The organism is Candidatus Aminicenantes bacterium, from assembly GCA_026393855.1.
GTDB lineage: Bacteria > Acidobacteriota > Aminicenantia > Aminicenantales > UBA4085 > UBA4085.
In genome coordinates this window covers 54,669-72,001 of the sequence record JAPKZJ010000068.1, presented here as the reverse complement: position 1 = coordinate 72,001, position 17,333 = coordinate 54,669, and the positions used below count along the sequence as shown (strand labels likewise).

Annotated in this window: 12 protein-coding genes; 3 read left to right on the top strand and 9 right to left on the bottom strand. The window is 65.0% G+C overall.

The annotated features are described in order from the left end of the window. The first annotated feature begins 13 nt into the window (after positions 1-13). Positions 14-3,103, top strand: a complete 3,090-nt coding sequence (locus tag NTZ26_07510) for an efflux RND transporter permease subunit (GenBank protein ID MCX6560347.1) — start codon at positions 14-16, stop codon at positions 3,101-3,103. Positions 3,104-3,110: 7 nt separating this feature from the next. Here NTZ26_07510 and NTZ26_07505 read toward each other — a convergent pair whose 3' ends face one another. From NTZ26_07505 to NTZ26_07480, 6 genes are all read right to left on the bottom strand, one after another. Continuing rightward, positions 3,111-4,097 carry a hypothetical protein gene (locus tag NTZ26_07505; protein ID MCX6560346.1) on the bottom strand — a complete coding sequence of 329 codons (987 nt, stop codon included), beginning with the start codon at positions 4,095-4,097 and terminating at the stop codon, positions 3,111-3,113. 297 nt (positions 4,098-4,394) lie between these two features. Next, the gene (locus NTZ26_07500) at positions 4,395-7,373 is read right to left on the bottom strand and encodes a transglutaminaseTgpA domain-containing protein (protein ID MCX6560345.1); all 2,979 of its coding nucleotides are present in this window, start codon (positions 7,371-7,373) and stop codon (positions 4,395-4,397) included. An 11-nt stretch (positions 7,374-7,384) separates the two neighbouring features. Beyond that, on the bottom strand, positions 7,385-8,320 hold the full coding sequence (locus NTZ26_07495) for a MoxR family ATPase (GenBank protein ID MCX6560344.1): 936 nt from the start codon (positions 8,318-8,320) through the stop codon (positions 7,385-7,387). A 49-nt stretch (positions 8,321-8,369) separates the two neighbouring features. Then, positions 8,370-10,544, bottom strand: coding sequence for a hypothetical protein (locus NTZ26_07490; protein ID MCX6560343.1), 2,175 nt, complete (start codon positions 10,542-10,544; stop codon positions 8,370-8,372). After that, positions 10,502-11,623 (bottom strand): AmmeMemoRadiSam system radical SAM enzyme, encoded by a 1,122-nt coding sequence (gene amrS / locus NTZ26_07485; GenBank protein ID MCX6560342.1) that lies wholly within the window; start codon positions 11,621-11,623, stop codon positions 10,502-10,504. Before amrS ends, NTZ26_07490 begins: the two co-directional genes overlap by 43 nt. Then, entirely contained in the window at positions 11,623-12,519 is an 897-nt protein-coding gene (locus NTZ26_07480; GenBank protein ID MCX6560341.1) for a DUF362 domain-containing protein, read from the bottom strand. Before NTZ26_07480 ends, amrS begins: the two co-directional genes overlap by 1 nt. Before the next feature lie 117 nt (positions 12,520-12,636). On the opposite strand from NTZ26_07480, the gene NTZ26_07475 reads away from it, so the two are divergent. Then, positions 12,637-13,521: a hypothetical protein gene (locus tag NTZ26_07475; GenBank protein MCX6560340.1), complete on the top strand. Its 885-nt coding sequence runs from the start codon at positions 12,637-12,639 to the stop codon at positions 13,519-13,521. A gap of 6 nt (positions 13,522-13,527) precedes the next feature. Here NTZ26_07475 and NTZ26_07470 read toward each other — a convergent pair whose 3' ends face one another. Beyond that, positions 13,528-13,875 (bottom strand): Hpt domain-containing protein, encoded by a 348-nt coding sequence (locus NTZ26_07470; GenBank protein MCX6560339.1) that lies wholly within the window; start codon positions 13,873-13,875, stop codon positions 13,528-13,530. Then, a complete protein-coding gene (locus NTZ26_07465; GenBank protein MCX6560338.1) occupies positions 13,856-14,833 on the bottom strand; it encodes a diguanylate cyclase in 978 nt (325 codons plus the stop codon). Before NTZ26_07465 ends, NTZ26_07470 begins: the two co-directional genes overlap by 20 nt. A 204-nt stretch (positions 14,834-15,037) precedes the next feature. Between NTZ26_07465 and NTZ26_07460 the strand changes: the two genes are divergently transcribed. Next, entirely contained in the window at positions 15,038-16,057 is a 1,020-nt protein-coding gene (locus NTZ26_07460; protein ID MCX6560337.1) for an AI-2E family transporter, read from the top strand. Between the two features lie 397 nt (positions 16,058-16,454). Here NTZ26_07460 and rnc read toward each other — a convergent pair whose 3' ends face one another. After that, positions 16,455-17,189: a ribonuclease III gene (gene rnc, locus NTZ26_07455; GenBank protein MCX6560336.1), complete on the bottom strand. Its 735-nt coding sequence runs from the start codon at positions 17,187-17,189 to the stop codon at positions 16,455-16,457. Positions 17,190-17,333: the final 144 nt, after the last annotated feature.

Sequence of the window (17,333 nt, the reverse complement as noted above, 5' to 3'; positions counted from 1 at the left end):
GAGCGGCCCCCTCATGAAAATCGCCGACGTATCGATCAAGCAGCCCGTCTTCATCACCATGATCGTCCTGTCCCTGGTGGTGGTCGGCCTCCTCTCCTATTCCCGCCTGGGTGTGGATTTGATGCCCGACATCTCCCTGCCTTATGTGGCCGTGACCGTGGCCAATCCCGGGGTCGGCCCCGAGGAGATGGAAAGCCAGGTGACCAAGCCGATCGAGGACGCCTTGAGCGCCATCAACGGGGTGGACAAGATCACTTCGACCTCGGCCGAGGGCGTCTCGGTCATCCTGGCGGCCTTCGTCCTGGAAAAGGACGCCCAACTGGCCTCGACCGAGGTGCGGGAGAAGATCGCCAGCATCCGCAACAGCCTGCCGCGCGAGATCATCGAGCCGGTCATCAACAAGTTCGACCCCTCGGCCTCGCCGATCATCTCCTATGCCGTTTCGAGCCGGGGCGGCCGGATGAGCCTGCCCGAAGTCCGGCAGCTCGTCGACGACACCGTCAAGGTTCAGATTCAGCAGGTCGAAGGCGTCGGCGGCGTCGATCTCATCGGCGGCCAGGAGCGCGAGATCCAGGTCGAGGTCAATCTCGACAAGCTCAACGCCCTGGGCCTGTCCATCGCCCAGGTCACCCAGGCCATCCGGAGCGAGAACCTGAACATGCCGGCCGGCCGGGTCACCGGCCGCAGCCAGGATTTCCTGATCCGGACCAAGGCCGAGTTCACCGACCTTTCGGAGATCCTGGATGTGGTCGTGGCCAGCGCCGGCGGCAACCCCGTGTTCCTCAAGGATCTGGCGGTGATCAAAGACGGCTTCAAGATCAAGCGGACCATCTCCCGGATCAACGGCCAGGAGTGCGTCTCGCTGGTTGTCCAGAAGCAATCCGGGACCAACACCGTCAAGGTGGCCGATCAGGTCAACAAGATGATCGCCTCGGTTCGGGCCGCCCATCCCGACCTGGACATCCGGACGACGACGGATTCCTCGCTCCAGATCAAGGAGTCCCGCGACGACGTCCTTCGCACGCTGCTCCTGGGCATCCTGCTGGCCGGGCTGGTCGTGCTGTTCTCCTTCGGCGACCTGCGCAACACCTTGATCACGGTGGCCGGCCTGCCGGTCTGCCTGATCGCCGCCTTCGCCGTCATGGCCCTCTTCGGCTACACCGTGAACATGATCACCCTGCTGGCCTTGAGCCTGTCGATCGGCCTGCTGATCGACGACGCCATCGTCGTCCGGGAGAACATCTTCCGGCACATGGACAAGCTGGGCCAGGACCCGATGACGGCTGCCAGCACCGGGACCTCCGAGGTCGGCATGGCCGTCACGGCCACGACGCTGACCATCGTGGCGGTCTTCCTGCCGGTGGCTTTCACCACCGGCATCGCGGGCAAATTCTTCCGCCAGTTCGGCATCACCGTCGCGGCGGCCGTCCTGATTTCCCTGTTCGAGGCCTTCACCTTCGCCCCCATGCTGTCGGCCCACTTTTTCAAGAAGACCGAACGCGGCGGCCGCAAGACCCTGGCCTGGCGGCTGGAGCACCTGGTCGCCAACGGCTACGACAAGCTGGGCGAGAGCTACCGTCCCCTCCTGCGCTGGTCGCTGCGCCACCGCAAGACGATGATCGCCCTGACCACCGTCGTCTTTCTCATCAGCGCCTACCTCTTCACCGTGATCGGCACGGGCGGCACGCCGCGCGGCGACCGGCCCGAGTTCAACCTCGCGATCCAGACCGCGTCCGGCACGGCGCTCGAACAGACCGACCGGATCATCCGGTCGATCGAGACGATTCTTAAGGCTCAGCCCGAAGTGGGGGACGTGGCCACGGTCGTCGGTTCGACCGACGGCTCTTCGGACGTCGCCACCATCAACGTCAAGCTGAAGATTCCGACCAACCAAGCCCGGGCCTACGAGGACCGGCTGCGGCCCGTCCTGGCCCAGGTGGCGGGGGCCACGATCACGTTCCAGGAGGCCTCCTCCATGGGCGGGGCGGCCTTCGCGGCCATGCAGCAGCTGCCCATCCAGATCAACCTCAAGGGCACGGACCTGGCCGGGCTCAATCAGGCCGGTGATCAGGTCAAGACGGCCCTGCAGGGCATCAGCGGGCTGGTCGACGTCAACTCCGACAACCGGCCGCCCAAGCCGGAGATCCAGATTCAGATTGATCGCGTCCGGGCCGCCCGGCTCGGCACCGGCACCGCCCAGGTGGCCGGGGTCATGCGCTCGATCGTCGACGGCGACCTGGCTTCGAAGTTCCGCGAAGGGGAGCGCCTCGTCGACATCCGCGTACGGGCCTCCGAGGAGGTCCGATCCGACCTGACTCGTTTAGGCCGGGTCTATGTGCCCCTGATGCGGGGCGGGACCATCAGCCTGGACCAGGTGGCCGGCCTGCGGACCGTCAACGGCCCGACCCAGATCCGGCGGTCCAACCGGACCCGGCAGATCATGGTCGGGGCCAATACCCTGAAAGGCCGGGCCTACAGCGAATTGACGACCAAGGTCAACACCGCCCTGGCCGGCATCGAATTCCCCAAGGGCGTCAGCTACGAGTTCGGCGGCCAAGTCGAGCAGAACCGCAAGATGTTCGCCTCGCTGGGGCTGGCCATGGCCATGGCCATTATCTTCGTCTACATGGTCCTGGCCTCCCAGTTCGGGTCGTTCGTCCAGCCGCTGGTCATCATGCTGGCCCTGCCCCTGTCCATGATCGGCGCCGTCCTGGGACTGCTGCTGGCCAACAAGCTTTTCGACATGGTCGCCTTCATCGGCCTGATCATGCTGATGGGGCTGGTGACCAAGAACTCGATTTTGCTGATCGACTATACCAACGTCCTGCGCAAGCGCGGCATGGCCCGCTTCGAGGCCATCGTCGAGGCCGGGTCGACCCGGCTGCGCCCGATTCTGATGACGACCCTGGCCATGATCTTGGGCATGATCCCGGTGGCGGTCGGGTTCGGGACGAGCTCGAACTTCCGGGCCGGCATCGGTTATACGATCATCGGCGGCCTGACCAGCTCGACCGTGCTGACCCTGGTCGTGGTCCCGGTTGTCTATTCGATCGTGGACGATCTCTCGGGGATGTTCCGCCGCAAGAAAAAGACCGCGGTCTGAGTCCGGATCAGACGGCGGTCAGGACGGCCTTGATCTCTTCGATCAGGGGCTTGGAGCCCAGGTAGAGCGAGGTCCGCTGGTGAGGCTTGACCGGACGGATGTCGAGGATCGGCAAGCCCTGCTCGTCGATCGCGTCGCCGCCCGCTTCGCAGGCCATGAATGAGACCACGGCGGCCTCGTACATCAGACGCAACTTCCCGTAGGGCCGGTTCTTCTTCGGATTGGGATGGTTGACGATGGCCGGGTAGAGGAACATCCCGCCGTTGGTCAGGACACGGTGGAAGTCGGCGGCCAGTGCGCCCATGTAGCGAAAGTGGTATTTGCGCTTGTTCTCCTGCAGCCAGCTCTGCACCTCCGCTGCGAATGTTTCGCGGTTGGCCGCGTTGTAGGACAGCTCCCAATTCTTGCGGTCCTCGGGCAGATGCATCTGCGTGGGCTTGACGTAGTTGCCCGTCTCGTCGATGTGGAAGCGCCAGCAGCCGGCGTCCTTGAGACCGATGGTGAAAGTGCCGGTGGGGATGACGAACATCCCGGCCGCGATAAACTCCCGGCCGGCCCGCAGATGGAAGTCCTCCGGACCCTCCATGTTTCGCTTGGCCACGCCGAACAGGGTGCCGATCGGCAGGTTGTGGGGGATGTTCGAGGAGCCGTCCATCGGGTCGTAGTAGACGAAGTAGCGCCCCCCCTCGAGATTCATCGGGATGACGTCCTCGGACTCCTCGCTGACGGCCTGGATGACCCGGCCGGACCGCTTCAGGTAGTGCATGACCAGGGAGTCCGCGATCTGGTCCATCATCATCACGTCCTCGCCCTGGCAATTCATCTCTCCGGCTTGGCCGAGGTTGCCCCGCAGCGCGCCCGTCTGGTAGTAGAACTGGATGCGCTTGGCGGCGTTGAGGAGCGAGTTCATCAGGATCAGGAAGTGGTAGGACCGGTTGCGGCGCTCCTGGTGTTCGAGCAGGAAATCCATGAAGGTGTCTTCAAACGTCAGCATGGCTCCTCCTTCCGCGAAGCCCGGGAGGCCCGGGCTGAATTCACTATAGCCGGGACGGCGGTTTCAAGCAAGATCCGGTTCGGGGATGAGGGGCCAAACACGTTCGCGCCCCCAGCGAGGAAGGGCTCGGGGTATGGGAGTCAAAACACGCTCACGCGCCCAGCGAGCGCGTTCGCTCCGCCGACTCGGTCGCTCCCCCTGCTTCGCAGGGGACCGTGCTCGCTTCCTCGTCGATTGGTTTTGACCCCCATACCCCTCGCCCAAGTTGAAGAGCTTTTCGGGATAGCGGGAAACCCTTCAGTTGCTCTTTCTCCCAGAAGAAACTCGGCCAATCGCAGATAGCAGTCGGTCCGAGGCCGCGTGGGCCCGGCGCTCGTCGTCGGCGGACAGGCTCACGCCGGCGTAGCGGACAAGGTAGAAAGTTTCCGTCAAGCCGAGCAGGTCTGCCAGTTCGGGCCGCTTGCGGACGACGTCGGCTGCCCAATCGGCCGCAGTCTGCCCGGGCGAACGCTCGAAGCCGGTCCGCTCCAGCTTGTCGAGGACGCGGTAGTAGAAGTGCTCCCGGCGCGATCGCCGCCGCCGCTTCCGCCGCCACCGTCGGAGGAACTTCCCCTTGCTCCCGATGACCGCCAGGACGGCGAGCAAGAGAGCCGCTCCGCCGGCCGGGAGGATCAGGCGCGAGAAAGCCTGCCCGAGCAGATGAAAGAGCGACAAACGGGTCTCCGGATCGTAGCCGACGATATACCGATACCAACGCGACTCGACCGCATCCAGGCCCCGGCGGATCCGGCCCCAGGCCCAGGCTAAAAGAGTTCGCCCCCCCCGGTCGAGAACGTCGGCCGGAGTCGGATCGAAGGTCGTCCAGCCTCGGCCCGGCAGATAGGCTTCGACCCAGGCGTGAGCGTCGCTTTGGCGGACGTCGAAGAATCCGCCGAACTCGTTCCATTCGGCCGCCAGGAAGCCGACGACCAGCCGGCTGGGGATGCCAAGCCGGCGGAGGAGCAGGGTCATGGCCGAGGCGAAATACTCGCAGTTGCCGGCCCGTGTCGTCCAGAGGAACGAGGCCAGGTCCTGACGGTTATCGGCCGTCGCCAGGGAATAGGAGAATCGCGTTTTGAACCACGCCTCCATATCAGCCGCCCGTTCTTCCGCCGTTTTGGCCCGAGCCGTCATCCGCTCCGCTTCGGCCGTCCAGCGGGCATCCGTGCCGTCCGGATCGAGGAACCGTTCCGCGAGGATCCCTTCGTAGCCTTCGATGGCATCGCCATAGGCCGGGGCTTCTGATAACGAAAGGACGCGGTATCGGATCGGGACGCCGAACAGGAAAGGAAAGGAGACGGTGTCGTCGAGGTCGAAGGCGGCCGAGCGCGTCCCCGTTTGCAGGGCGGCGATGCCGCCGGCGCTGAAGACGGTCGATCCGATCATGGGATAGACGAGAAGCTCCTGGGCGATCGCCGTCCGCGCCGGATCGTAGCCGGGAAAGGCAATCAGCCCGTCGCGGTTGCGGACCGCGTAAAGGCCGTTTCGCGATTTGATCGGACGGCTGCCTTCCCTGACCAGGAAGTCCCCCCCGCTCCGAACCCAGCGTCGGCCCGTGAAGCGATCGAATGCGCCCGCCCGAACCCGAAGGACGTCGGGCCGTCTGAAGCCGGCGGGGGAACCGGGAAAGCTGATTTGCATGGCCCGGGCCGGGTTCTTCCGGAGCGGACCGAAGAATCCCAGATCGACTCGATCCGAAAGCCCGGCGAAGGACGTCCGAGGATCCTGGAATCGGCTCAAGCCCGTCGACGCCAGAAGCTGCTGCATGCGCGGGCTGTAGGCGCGGGGCAGCACGGCGAACAGAAGGACGGCCAGAAGCAGGACGCGGCCGCCCGCCGCCAAGACGCCCCGCTTCCGGTTTGCCCGCGGGCCCGGAGCCGTCGGGGGATCGTTCCAGCGGGCCAGCCAGCCGCCCGTGGCCAGGAAGAACGCGGCGAAGACCGGTAGATACCAGAGGTCCACGGCCTGGCTCGAAGCCAGGACGAAGAGCAGAAAGAAGGTCAGCAGGAGGCGGCTCCGGACCGGCGCGGTCTTGGGCGACCAGAGATAGGCCGTTGTCACATAGACGAGAATGGCCGCGACGGTCGGGATGAGGCCGGCCGCGGGAAGTCCCACCAGGAAGGCCAATACGAGCACGACCAGGGCACCCGCATCGAAGGCCCAGCGCGGGACGGGGTGGAGCTTGCGACGATCGAAGATCCAGCCGACCGGCAGGATCAGGGCCGAAACGGCTGTGAACAGGGGCGGAATCCTGTCGACGAGCCAGAGCGCGGCGATTGCCGAGGACGCGGCCAGGTAGAGCGATGCCGGAGGCGAATCCGGCGGGGGAGCCGCGGGCCGGGGAGGGATCAAGCTCTTCCCCGGCGCCGCCCGAACTTCCCTGCCTTCGCCGAGCAGGGCCAGCGTCTCCAGGATCGCCTGAAGATGAAGCAATCCTCGGCCGTAGGCCAGCTCTCCTTCGTTCGTCCGGAGCCGCACTTCGGCGCCTTCATCGATAAAGAACCGGGCCAGGGACGCCGCTTCCGAGATCCGCGCCTCGGTCTCCGGCCCGGGCGCGCCGTCCACCGTGACGGTGACCCGGTTGCCGACGGTCTGAGCGAACTCCAGGATGAGCGGGCGGCCGGTTCGAGCGGTCAGCTTCCAATTGATGAGCCGGGAGTCCTCGCCCGGGCCGTATTCGTGGACGCCGTGAAACTCGTCCCCGACACCGCGCTTGGGAACAGGAACGGAGTCCTGCCGGACGGCCGACGTCTCGGGCCGGCCGAAGATTTCGTGGAGAGGCGGCAGGACGGTAACGACCACTTCCTTGAGCGGTCGGCGGTGCCGGAAGAGGCCGAAGGGCTGGACGCATTCAAGGACCAGGTCATCGGCCGAGGTCCGGCCGCGGCGCCGGAAGACATGGGTCATCTCGGCCCGGGCCGAGCCGCGCCCCGGGATAAAGGGCAGCTCGGCCCGGCCCCAGGGGCCTGCGACGGCCATCTGGTGGAGAGCCCGGCGTTTAGGGTTACGGGCTTCGATCGGAATCAGGCACGGCGCGTCGCGAAAGACCTGCTCGGGGATCTCGAAGTCGATCTCGATCCCGACGGCGCCGAACCGGGTTTGGATATACGACGTGAGGAGTGCAGCCAATAGGACGGCGGCCACCAGATAGAGAAGATTGTTGCCCCCGATCAGGCCGCCGAACGCGGTGAAGGCGGCGGCGGCGAGAACGGACAAGCCCAGGCGGGTCCAGCGCATGGGGGTTCGGCTCAGACCGGGACCGGGACCCGGCGCAGGACCTCCTCGATCTCGGCGTCCGATTCGTGAATGCGGACAAGGCCGTAGGATTGCGAGTCGATGATGATCCGGTGGGCCAGGACGGGGACGGCCACGGTTTGGATGTCTTCGGGGAGGAGGTGCTCCCGGCCGTGCGTCAGGGCGTAGGCCTGGGAGGCCCGCCGCAGGAGGAGCGCCCCCCGCGGGCTGGCGCCCAGCTTGACGCGGTGGTCGTCCCGGGTGGCACGGACAAGGTCGAGAATGTAACCCAACAGGGATGGATCGATCCGGACAGATCCCACGCGTTCCTGCAGGGATAGGATCTCGGCGGCGGACAGGACGGGATCGAGCCGCTGGGCCCGTTCATAGTAATCCGTCCCCCGGATGATCTCGGTCTCGTCCCGGCGCGTCGGATAGCCGATTTTCAGCCGTAGGAGGAACCGGTCAAGCTGGGCTTCCGGGAGCGGGAACGTCCCGTGATACTCGATCGGGTTCTGGGTGGCGATGATCATGAACGGCAAGGGCAAGGGCCGCGTCGCCCCGTCCACGGACACCTGCAGGTCGCTCATGGCCTCGAGCAGGGCGCTCTGGGTCTTGGGGGTCGTCCGGTTGATCTCGTCGGCCAGGATGATCTGGTTGAAGATGGGGCCGGGCTTGAAGTCGAAGGCCCCGGTCTTGGCGTCATAGATTGATAGGCCGAGGATGTCCGAGGGCAGGAGGTCGTTGGTGAACTGGATGCGCTTGAAAGACGCGTCGATCGACCGAGCCAGGGCGATCCCGAGAAGGGTTTTGCCGATGCCGGGGACGTCCTCGATCAACAGATGTCCACGGGCCAGCAGAGCGGTCACGGCCAGCCGGACCGTGGCTTCCTCGCCGATGAAGACGCGGCGGATGCTGGCGATCAGAGTTTCGGCGGCATTAGGGGCCATGAGAACCGGATTATAGGATAGAACCTGCGCCCTCACAAGGAAGCCGGGATCAATGGAAGCGCCTGTCCAAGGCCAAAGCGGCGAGAAGGGCGAGGTTGACGCCCGCCAGGGCGGCGAACAGCCGGTCGAGTCCGAGGAGCGGCAGGAGAATCGCCGCCAGGACGAGCGAACCCGCAAACGCCCCCAATAGATCGGCAGCATAGCCGCGGCCGGCTTTTTCGGCCGGGGCCGGACGAGCCCGGCTCAAGGCGGCGAAGAGATATCCTCCCCAACATCCCCAGATCGGGAATAGGCCGGCGAACAAGATAGGGCCCAGCGCTTTGTCCCAGCCCCAGGCGGAAAGGCCGAGGAGCGCGAAGGAGGAAATGGGAGGGATGAGAATATCCAGCGGACCGGCTGTCCGGCGCCGAGCCGCCAGCCAAGCGCCCGTTGCCGTGCCGGCCATGAACAACCCGAGCAGGAGCGCGACGCGGCCATAGAGTCCGCCATATAGGGTCTGGTAGCGGATGAGGAGGAGAATTTCCACGGCCATTGTCGTCAGACCGATCACTGCGAACGGATAGGCGGGCGGCGTTCGGGCCCGCCGTCGGGAGCGCACCAGCGAGACGGCCATCGCGGCAAGGAGCGGCAGGAAGGCGGCCAGAAGAAGCACGAGCGGGCGGGTGGAGGCGAGGAAGTTCAGCAAAGCCGCGTCCGGCCCGCGCTTTTGGGCGCTCCACAAGCCGGTTTGGTACAGGAAGCCGATCGGCCGGTCGTCCGAGTTGATAGCGGCGTCTGCGGCGGCCAGGGCCGTCCGCAGGCGCTCGCGGCGCAGCGGGTGCAGCCGGGCTCGAAGAAAGCCCCGATTGAAGGACGCCGTCTCCACCCCCCTTCGTTCAAGCTCGTCGGCCAGCTGGTCCGGATCGAGAGTCAGCGGGCCCTGGGAGGCCAGAAAGACGGCCGAGGCGCCTGGGACGACCTCGACGCGGGAGAAGGCTGTCTTGAGCGTCGCCTCGTGGGTGCCGAGATATCGCGCCAGGACCGGGCTGACATAGTTCTCCGCCGCCGCGGCGCGGAAGGAGATTACCCCTCCGGGCTTGAGGCGGCCGGCCGCCAGGCGGAAGAATTCGGACGAGTAGAAGCGATTGATCTGGGCGGAGGCGGGGTCGGGCAAGCCGATGAGGATGACGTCGAACCCGGGGCTTTGGCGGCTCAAGTACGCCCGGCCGTCCGCGATCGTCAGGACGATGCGCGGATCGGCCAGGGCGGCGATATCCTCCGGGGGCAGGAAACGCTTCACGGATTGGAACAAAGTCGGATCGGTCTCGACGATTTCGACGGCTTCCGGCCCATAACGCAGGACTTCGGCGGCCAAGCCGGCGAAGCCGTTGCCGAGAAGGAGGACGCGGCCTGTTCGGGGACGCTGCAGGAGCGCGAATCCGGCCGCCTCCTCGCCCGCGGCCTTGTCCCCGGCAGTGAAAGATTTGAGCCCGTTCTCATAGACGGTCACTTCCCCGGCGGCCCGGATGACCTGGACTCGGCCGTAGCGGCCGTCCGTCGTCAGGACCAGTTCGAAAGGGCGCCAGTGAAGGACTTGTCCGGGGGCGTCGAGGACGGCCGGCAGTAGGCTCCATCCCGCGGCCGCGGCCAAGACCAGGCCGCGGCGCGCCTTGGGTCCGTCGAGCCGCGAAGCGAGGACGCCGATGATTCCGACGGCGGCCAAGGCCGCCCCGGTCGAAAGGAAGGGAAGCAGGATGGCGTAGGAAACCGCCGCGCCCGCCGCGGCGCCGGCCGACTCCCAGAAGTAAGCGCCGGCCGAGCTCCCGGAGGACGCGGCCCGGGCGAAGGCCGCTCCGAGGAAGAAATTCATCGGTCCCGTCGCGGCCGCGGCGAAAATCAGGATCGGTCCGAAGCCGGTCACTTCGCCGGGCAGCAGGCCCAAGGCCGGCCCCGATAGGCGCAGCATGGCGAATCCGATCGGCGCGCCGAAGAGAGCGGCCAGCAGGAGATTTTCGGCCGAGGCGCACCCCGGACGGCGGCCGCCGCCAGATCGGCTGCCCAACCCGCCCCAGAGCAGCCAGAATGCCAAAACGAACCCGAACGATAGCTCGGAGCCGTAGAACTGGGCGGCGAATTCCCGCAGCAGGAGGATCTGCCAGGCGGAGGCCAGAAATCCCAGCCGGGCGGCGGCGGGCTGAAGCTTCAGGTCCACAGCCCGGGGATCGGCGTTCGGCAGATCGGGCAAGCGCCCCCCTTGAGATGGACGGCTTTGATCTCATAGCCGGAACGCTCGATGATCGCCGTCCGGCACTTCGGGCAGTAGGTGTTCTCCCCCTCGTGTCCAGGGACATTGCCGAGGTAGACGAAGCGAAGCCCCTCGGCCAGGGCGGTGCGACGGGCCGCTTCCAGCGTCGAGACGGGAGTCGGGGGCAGGTTCTTGAGCAGATACATCGGCTGGAAACGCGTGAAATGAAGCGGCACGTCCGGCCCGATCTCGCCCAGGATCCAGCGTGTCATGTCCCGGATCTCGGACTCGCCGTCGTTGAGTGTCGGGATGACGAGGTAAACGATCTCCAGCCAGATCCCGCTCTTGCGGACCGTTCGAATGGCCTCCATCACCGGCGCCAGATCTCCCCGGACATAGGTCTTATAGAAATCCTTTCGGAAAGCCTTGAGGTCGATCTTGATCGCGTCCACTTTTTCCGTCAAGGCCCGCAGCGGCTCGGGGTTGATGTGCCCTCCGGTGACGACGACGCTCTTCAACCCCAGCCGGCGGGCCTCGACCGCCGTGTCCGCCATGTATTCGTAGTAGACCGTCGGCTCCGAGTAGGTGAAGGCGATCGACGGGCATCCGTATCGCAGGGCCGTCTCGGCCGCCGCCCGCGGCGGAAGGTCCGCCGCGTCGACCTGCTCCGGCCGGGATTGGGAGATCTCCCAATTCTGGCAAAACCTGCAGTTGACGTTGCAGCCGGCCGTGGCCAGCGATAGGGCGTTCGTTTTGGGCAGGACGTGGAAGAACGGCTTCTTCTCGATCGGGTCGACATGGAGAGCGCAGACCTTGCCGTAGACGAGCGAATAGTAAGTCCCCCCGTCGTTCTCCCGCACGCCGCAGTAGCCGCGCTCCTTGTCGCCCAAGCGGCAGCGGCGCGGGCAAAGCTCGCATTCGATTTCGCGGTCCGGCAGCTTCTTGTAATAGCGGGCTTCGACCTTGGAGAGATTGGGCGTCTGGCCGAACGAATAGGCGTCGGCAAGGACGCGGCCCGCTCCGCTGCCGAGGGCCAAGCCGGCGCCCGCCGCCCCCCGGAGAAAGCCCCTTCGCCGCATCAGGCCGACTCCTCGACGACCCGGATTGCCGCCAATGAGGAGGCGCCCAGGCCGAGCCGCTCGGCCGAAGCCAGGTAGCGCGCGGGGCGGCCGTCCTCCTCGAGGCTCGGCAGGCCCTTGGCTTGCCGAAGGCCGGCTACGATCCGCAGGCCCACCGCGTCCACGGCTACAGGGTCGGTCCCGAAGACAAGGGTCTCGCTCCGATCGGCCCATTTGGCGTGGAACGACGGCCCTCGGTTGAATTGGACGGTCAGGGCGTCCAGGACGGTCAGCCGGTGCTTGGAACGGATAGGCGGGGCGTCGACGAGATCGGCGACGAATGGGTCGCAGCCGTCGTCATGGTATTTGTTGGGGTTGTGGATGGCGCCGAAATAGTTCTTCATCCCGGCCGTGAGCCCGGCCAGGCCGTGGTCCTTGAGGACGGCGAAGCTGATCGAGGCCGTCACCATCTCCGTCTGGATGGCGGAGAACCGCCCGGCGATCGAACGGTGTTCCAGGGGTTCGGCTCCGTAACCGGCGCCGACCGTGTCCGTGCCGTAAACGCGAAATTCGGAGCCCGAGTTGCTGAGTCGGTAGCCGGCCTCGCGCAGCTCACGGTTCGTCCGGTCCCAGATGGTGACGGCTTGATCGGGGAGCCCGGCCCGGACAAGCAGACGGGCCAGGGGGAGGGTCACCTCGGGCGGGGATGTCAGCCGCCGGCCGGCGATACCGTTGATCTTGATCCCGACCCGGTCGGTCGGGACGAAAAGGGCGGCCAATCCGGCCGCCGCTCCCGTCTGGCCGGTCAGCCGGCTTAGGCCTCGCTCGAACATGGCGACGAGAGAGGCGGGCCTGACCATCCCGTCGGACGAGAGCACTCCGGGCGCCCGGACAACGACGACCATCGGAGCGGCCATGCATATCAAGGTAGCCCCCGCGGCGGGCGAAGTCAACAACCGCTCAATCGCCGGCTTGTCATAAGCAGCAAGGACCCGTATCATAGAAGACGGCTGATCGATCCGAGGAGCGAGAAAATGAAACATTCCAAGTATACGCTTAGCGCCATCAGCCTGGCGCTGGCCGTATTGTCCGTTGTCGCCATCGCCGGCGGGGCCTTAAAGACGCTCGACCTCCTGCCCCGCATCCCCGGCTGGTCGTTCTCCGAGGAGCCGAAGCTATACGGGCCCGAATCGCTTTTCGAATACATCGACGGGGCGGCTGAAGCCTTCATCAACTATGACATGATCGACGCCGCCGTGGGCCAGTTCAAGCAGGACGGCGGGAAGGCCACCCTTAGCGTCGACGTCTACGACATGGGCCGTCCGCTCAACGCCTTCGGCATCTATACGACCGAGCGCTTTGCGGAGAGCCGTTTTCTGCCGATCGGCGTCCAGGGCTACCTCGAGGAGGGGACGCTCAACTTTCTGGCCGGGAAGTATTACGTCAAGCTGATGGCCTACGACGCCGGCGAGAAGACCGAACCCGTCCTGCGGGCATTCGCGGCCGAGATCCTCCGCAAGATCGGCGACCCGGGCGCATTTCCGGCCGTCCTCAAGGCTTTCCCGGCCGAGGGGCGCATCGCCAACAGCGAGAAGTTCATCCTGAAGAGCTTCCTGGGCCTGGAATTCATGAAAAACGGCCTGGTTGCCTCTTATAAGACCGCAGGCGGGGCATTCGACGCCTTTATCATCGAGACGGCTTCGGAGGGCGAAGCGGCGACGCTGTTGAAGCGTTACCTGGCCAAGGCGGCCGTTTCTCCGACCTCCTCTCCGGCCAAGTTCAAGGACCCTTACCTCGATAACATGACCGTCGGGCAATCGGGCCGCTTTCTTTTCGGGACGATGAAAGTCAAAGACGCCGATAAAGCGGCGGGCGATCAAACGGCCGCCGGGCTGGAGGCGGGGTTGGCTGGGAAGTAGGCCGGCTTAGCCCAGAAAGGCCTTTAAGGCCTTGTATTCCTCTTCCAGCCGTTGCAGGGCCGTGCCGGCAGCCGGGCCGTTCTTTTCCCGGCCGGCGGTTTCGATAGCCTGGGCCGCTTCCCGCAATCCCGGCAGGCTAAGGTTGGCCGAAGCCCCTTTCAAGCCGTGGCCCAGGGAACGGACCTGATCCAAGTCGCCCGCTTCGAGGGCGGATGTGATGGCGGCCGATTTGGCTGCGTATTCCTCGTCGTAAAGAGCCAGAAGCTCGTCCAGAAAAGCCTCGTCGCCGCCGATCCGCTCCAGCGCTTCGGCCCGGTCGAGGGGGAGAGTGCGATCAGGCCTTGCCGGTGCCACGGGAGATTCCTTTTCGACGCGGTGGGGCGGGTTCGGAGCGGACCACCCGGTCGCGACCGAGGCGCTTGGCCTCGTAGAGAGCCAGATCGCCAGCCTGGATGAGCCGGTCGGCCGTCGGCCGGGTCCGGTTCTCGCTGGATGAAACCCCGATTGACAGGGTGAACCCCAGCGCTTGCCCGTTGAACTTGGCCGGCTTCCGGATACAGTCCCGGCGCAGGCGCTCGGCGATCCCAGCCGTGTGGGACAGCCGGCAGTTGGGCAGGACGATCAGGATTTCGTCTCCGCCGTAGCGGCCGATCCGATCGTAGGGCCGGACTTGTTTCTGAAGACGGGAGGCGAGCGCGGCCAGGACTTTGTCGCCGGCCTGATGTCCACAAGTGTCGTTGATGGTCTTGAAGTTGTCGACGTCCATCATGATCAGGCTGGTCGGCTGGCCCTCCCGCTCGCCCTGGGACAACACCTCCTCCAGGAACTGCAGGATCGTCCTCCGGTTCCAAAGCTTGGTCAGCCCGTCCTTGGTGGCCAGGTCGAAGAGGCGCTTTTGGCTTTGCAGGAGCTTGTCCTCCAGCTCGATGATGCGGCGCCCGGTCTGCAGGCGAGCCTTCAGCTCCTGGAATTTGATCGGCTTGACCATATAGTCGTCCGCGCCCGCTTCCAAGCCGGCAATGATATCCTCGGATTTATCCCGTGAGGTCAGCAGGATGATGTAGGTGTAATGCTTGCCGGCCGCCGCCCGGACTCGCCGGCAAAGCTCGGGGCCGTCCGCTTCCGGCATTTCCCAGTCCAGCAAGGCCATCCGGATCTTCGGGTCCTGCAAGGCCTGCCAAGCTTCGCCGCCGTTGCGCGTGGACACGGTCTCCAAGCCCCAGCTTTCAAGCGACTTGATCATGATCCGGGAGGATACCGGGTCGTCATCGGCGATCAGGATGTGCGGCGGGGCAGACGCTTTGGGAGTCATGAGGACCCTCCTTGTTTTCGAACGACTCGCGCTGAACCATCCCTCGCTGGAGGGCGGCCTCGGGAAGAGATGATCTTCGTTGAGTCATTCTCTCTAAGAACTCCGGCGAGGTCAATCCCCTCGAAGGGTGAATTCGCGGGGGATGGCCCCCCCCCCCGTAACGATCGATTTACAAGGACCTTCGGTATGGCTTAATATAGCTTTGTGGACAAGAACAAATCGCTGACCTTCGCCAGCATCCTGCTATCGATCTTTCTCATCGGGGGCTTCCTGCGGCTGGCCAAGTCCTTTCTCATCCCGTTCGTCCTGGCCTTGTTCATCTATTTTGTGCTCTCGCCGGTGCTCGATCTGTTGACGCGCTGGAAGGTCTCCCGCGGCGTCGCCGTCGGCATCATCCTGCTGGTCACCGCCCTCCTCCTCTATCTGATGGGGGTGCTGTTCTACGAGAGCGGCAAGAGCTTCGCTTCCGAAATCCCCAAATACGGCCAAAAATTCACCGATATGGTCGCTGCCCTGCAGCAAAACCTCCATTTGACTTCGACCCGCTGGGATCCCTTGGTTTGGCTCAAGAGCATGAACGTCGAGAAGCTGGGCTCGATGGCCCTGTCCTCGCTGGGGACGTTCCTGTCGTTCCTCTCGACCTTCTTCCTCGTCCTCATTTTCCTGATCTTCATGTTGGCCGGTCGCGGCCGATTGAACGAGAAGATCCATCGCTCCTTTTCGCCCCATCGCGGCGCCCAGCTCGCGGCCATCATTGACCAGATCGACAGCCGGGTCCAGAAATACCTGGCCATCAAGACGGCGATCAGCATCGCCTCGGGCCTGATCACGACCCTGCTCCTGATGATCTTCGGGGTGGATTTCGCCATCGCCTTCGGGTTCATCACCTTTCTGCTCAACTACATCCCCAACATCGGTTCTTTCATCGCCAAAGTGCTGCCCTTCCTGATCGCGATGGTCCAGTTCTCGAGCTTCTGGAGGGCCTTTTGGATCCTGGTCATCATGACCTTGATCGATGCCGTCATGGGCATGGTCATCGAGCCGCGCCTGATGGGCCAGGGGCTGGGGCTCAGTCCCCTGGGCATCCTGCTGTCCCTGTTCTTCATGGGTTGGATGTGGGGCATCCCGGGGATGATCCTGGCCGTGCCCATCATGGCCGTGCTCAAGATCGTCTGCAGCAGCTTCCCGAACCTCCGGTTTCTGGACGCCCTGCTGAGCAAATAGCCCTCGCGACGACAGGCAAAGCGCTGGTCGTTACGAGGACTACGAAACGACTGCCCCCGGGCGCTTTTTTGCCGACGTCGATGCCCCCGTATTTTTCGTATCTTCGCCCAATTCCGGGGAGACTCGGGCGGTTCGGGGTATCGGCCAACGGCGAAATCGCGAGGGCGGCGCCTTTTTCCATAACTCCCCGAGGGAACCTGGCTCCGGCCAGGCGCCGAGGGCTGTTTGAGCACGCGACCATCTAACGGAATCGAAATGGAGTGGGCGGTCTATAAGACCGGACGATCTTGAATGCGCAGTTCCGAGGCGCCGAGGGGAGCTGTGGGAAAAGGCGAGAAGAGCCCGAAGCCGCCGGGTCGATACTCCGAACTGCCCTCCGCGGAATTGGGCGATGAATTTATTTCTCGACGATGAACGTCTCCGGGGTCAGCGACTTGATTTTTCGTCCCAGGAAGCTTTTCAAGGCGGTCTCGGCGGCTTTCTGCTCGGCCGCTTTCCGGGACGCCCCCTTGGCCTTGGCCAGCGAGGTCCGGTTGGCGAAAACCTCGACGGTGAAGACCCGGTCATGGTCGGGGCCGGTGCAGGAGACCACTTTGTAGCTGGGCGAGGGAAGGTCCTCCTTCTGGAGGTATTCCTGGAGCGCGGACTTGTAATTGTCGACGGTGTAACCGATCGTCTGAACTTTTTGGAAGGTCGACTCGATCAGAGGCAGGAAGAAGTAGCGGGCGGCCTCGAATCCGCCGTCCAGGTAGATGGCCCCGATCACGGCTTCGAAGACGTCGGCCAGGATGTTCGACTTGTGGCGGCCGCCGCTGCGCTCCTCGCCCCGGCCCAGCCGGATATGATTGTCGAGGTGGATCTGCTTGGCGAACTCGGCCAAGGCGACCGTGGACGAGGCGGACGACTTCAGCTTGGACAGGTCGCCCTCGGTAGTGTCGCGGTAGTTGGAGAAGAAGTAATCGGCCGTGATGAGCCCGATGACCGAGTCACCCAGGAACTCGAGCAGCTCGTTGTCGCGGCATTGACCCTGGTTCTCGTAGGCATAGGAGCTGTGGGTCAGGGCCTGCTCGCGAAGGTCTTTGCTCCGGAAGAAATAATGGATCTGCTCTTCAAACGGGGTGGTCCGAGGCACCGGAGCCTGGCGGGGCGGGCGCGCCGCGGGCGGCGGCGGCGCGGGCTTAGCCTGGACGGGGTTTTCGGGCAGGGCCTGCGGCGGCCGCTGCCCTTGGGGCGATTTTCCCCGCCGTCGAGGCCGGGGTTGACCGCCCGACTGGTT

Bases quoted from the DNA above. Each gene is read 5' to 3' on its own strand.
- NTZ26_07510 (MCX6560347.1), top strand. From the start codon at position 14: ATGAAAATCGCCGACGTATCGATCAAGCAGCCCGTCTTCATCACCATG.
- NTZ26_07505 (MCX6560346.1), bottom strand. From the start codon at position 4,097: ATGCTGACGTTTGAAGACACCTTCATGGATTTCCTGCTCGAACACCAG.
- NTZ26_07500 (MCX6560345.1), bottom strand. From the start codon at position 7,373: ATGCGCTGGACCCGCCTGGGCTTGTCCGTTCTCGCCGCCGCCGCCTTC.
- NTZ26_07495 (MCX6560344.1), bottom strand. From the start codon at position 8,320: ATGGCCCCTAATGCCGCCGAAACTCTGATCGCCAGCATCCGCCGCGTC.
- amrS (MCX6560342.1), bottom strand. From the start codon at position 11,623: ATGCGGCGAAGGGGCTTTCTCCGGGGGGCGGCGGGCGCCGGCTTGGCC.
- NTZ26_07480 (MCX6560341.1), bottom strand. From the start codon at position 12,519: ATGGCCGCTCCGATGGTCGTCGTTGTCCGGGCGCCCGGAGTGCTCTCG.
- NTZ26_07475 (MCX6560340.1), top strand. From the start codon at position 12,637: ATGAAACATTCCAAGTATACGCTTAGCGCCATCAGCCTGGCGCTGGCC.
- NTZ26_07465 (MCX6560338.1), bottom strand. From the start codon at position 14,833: ATGACTCCCAAAGCGTCTGCCCCGCCGCACATCCTGATCGCCGATGAC.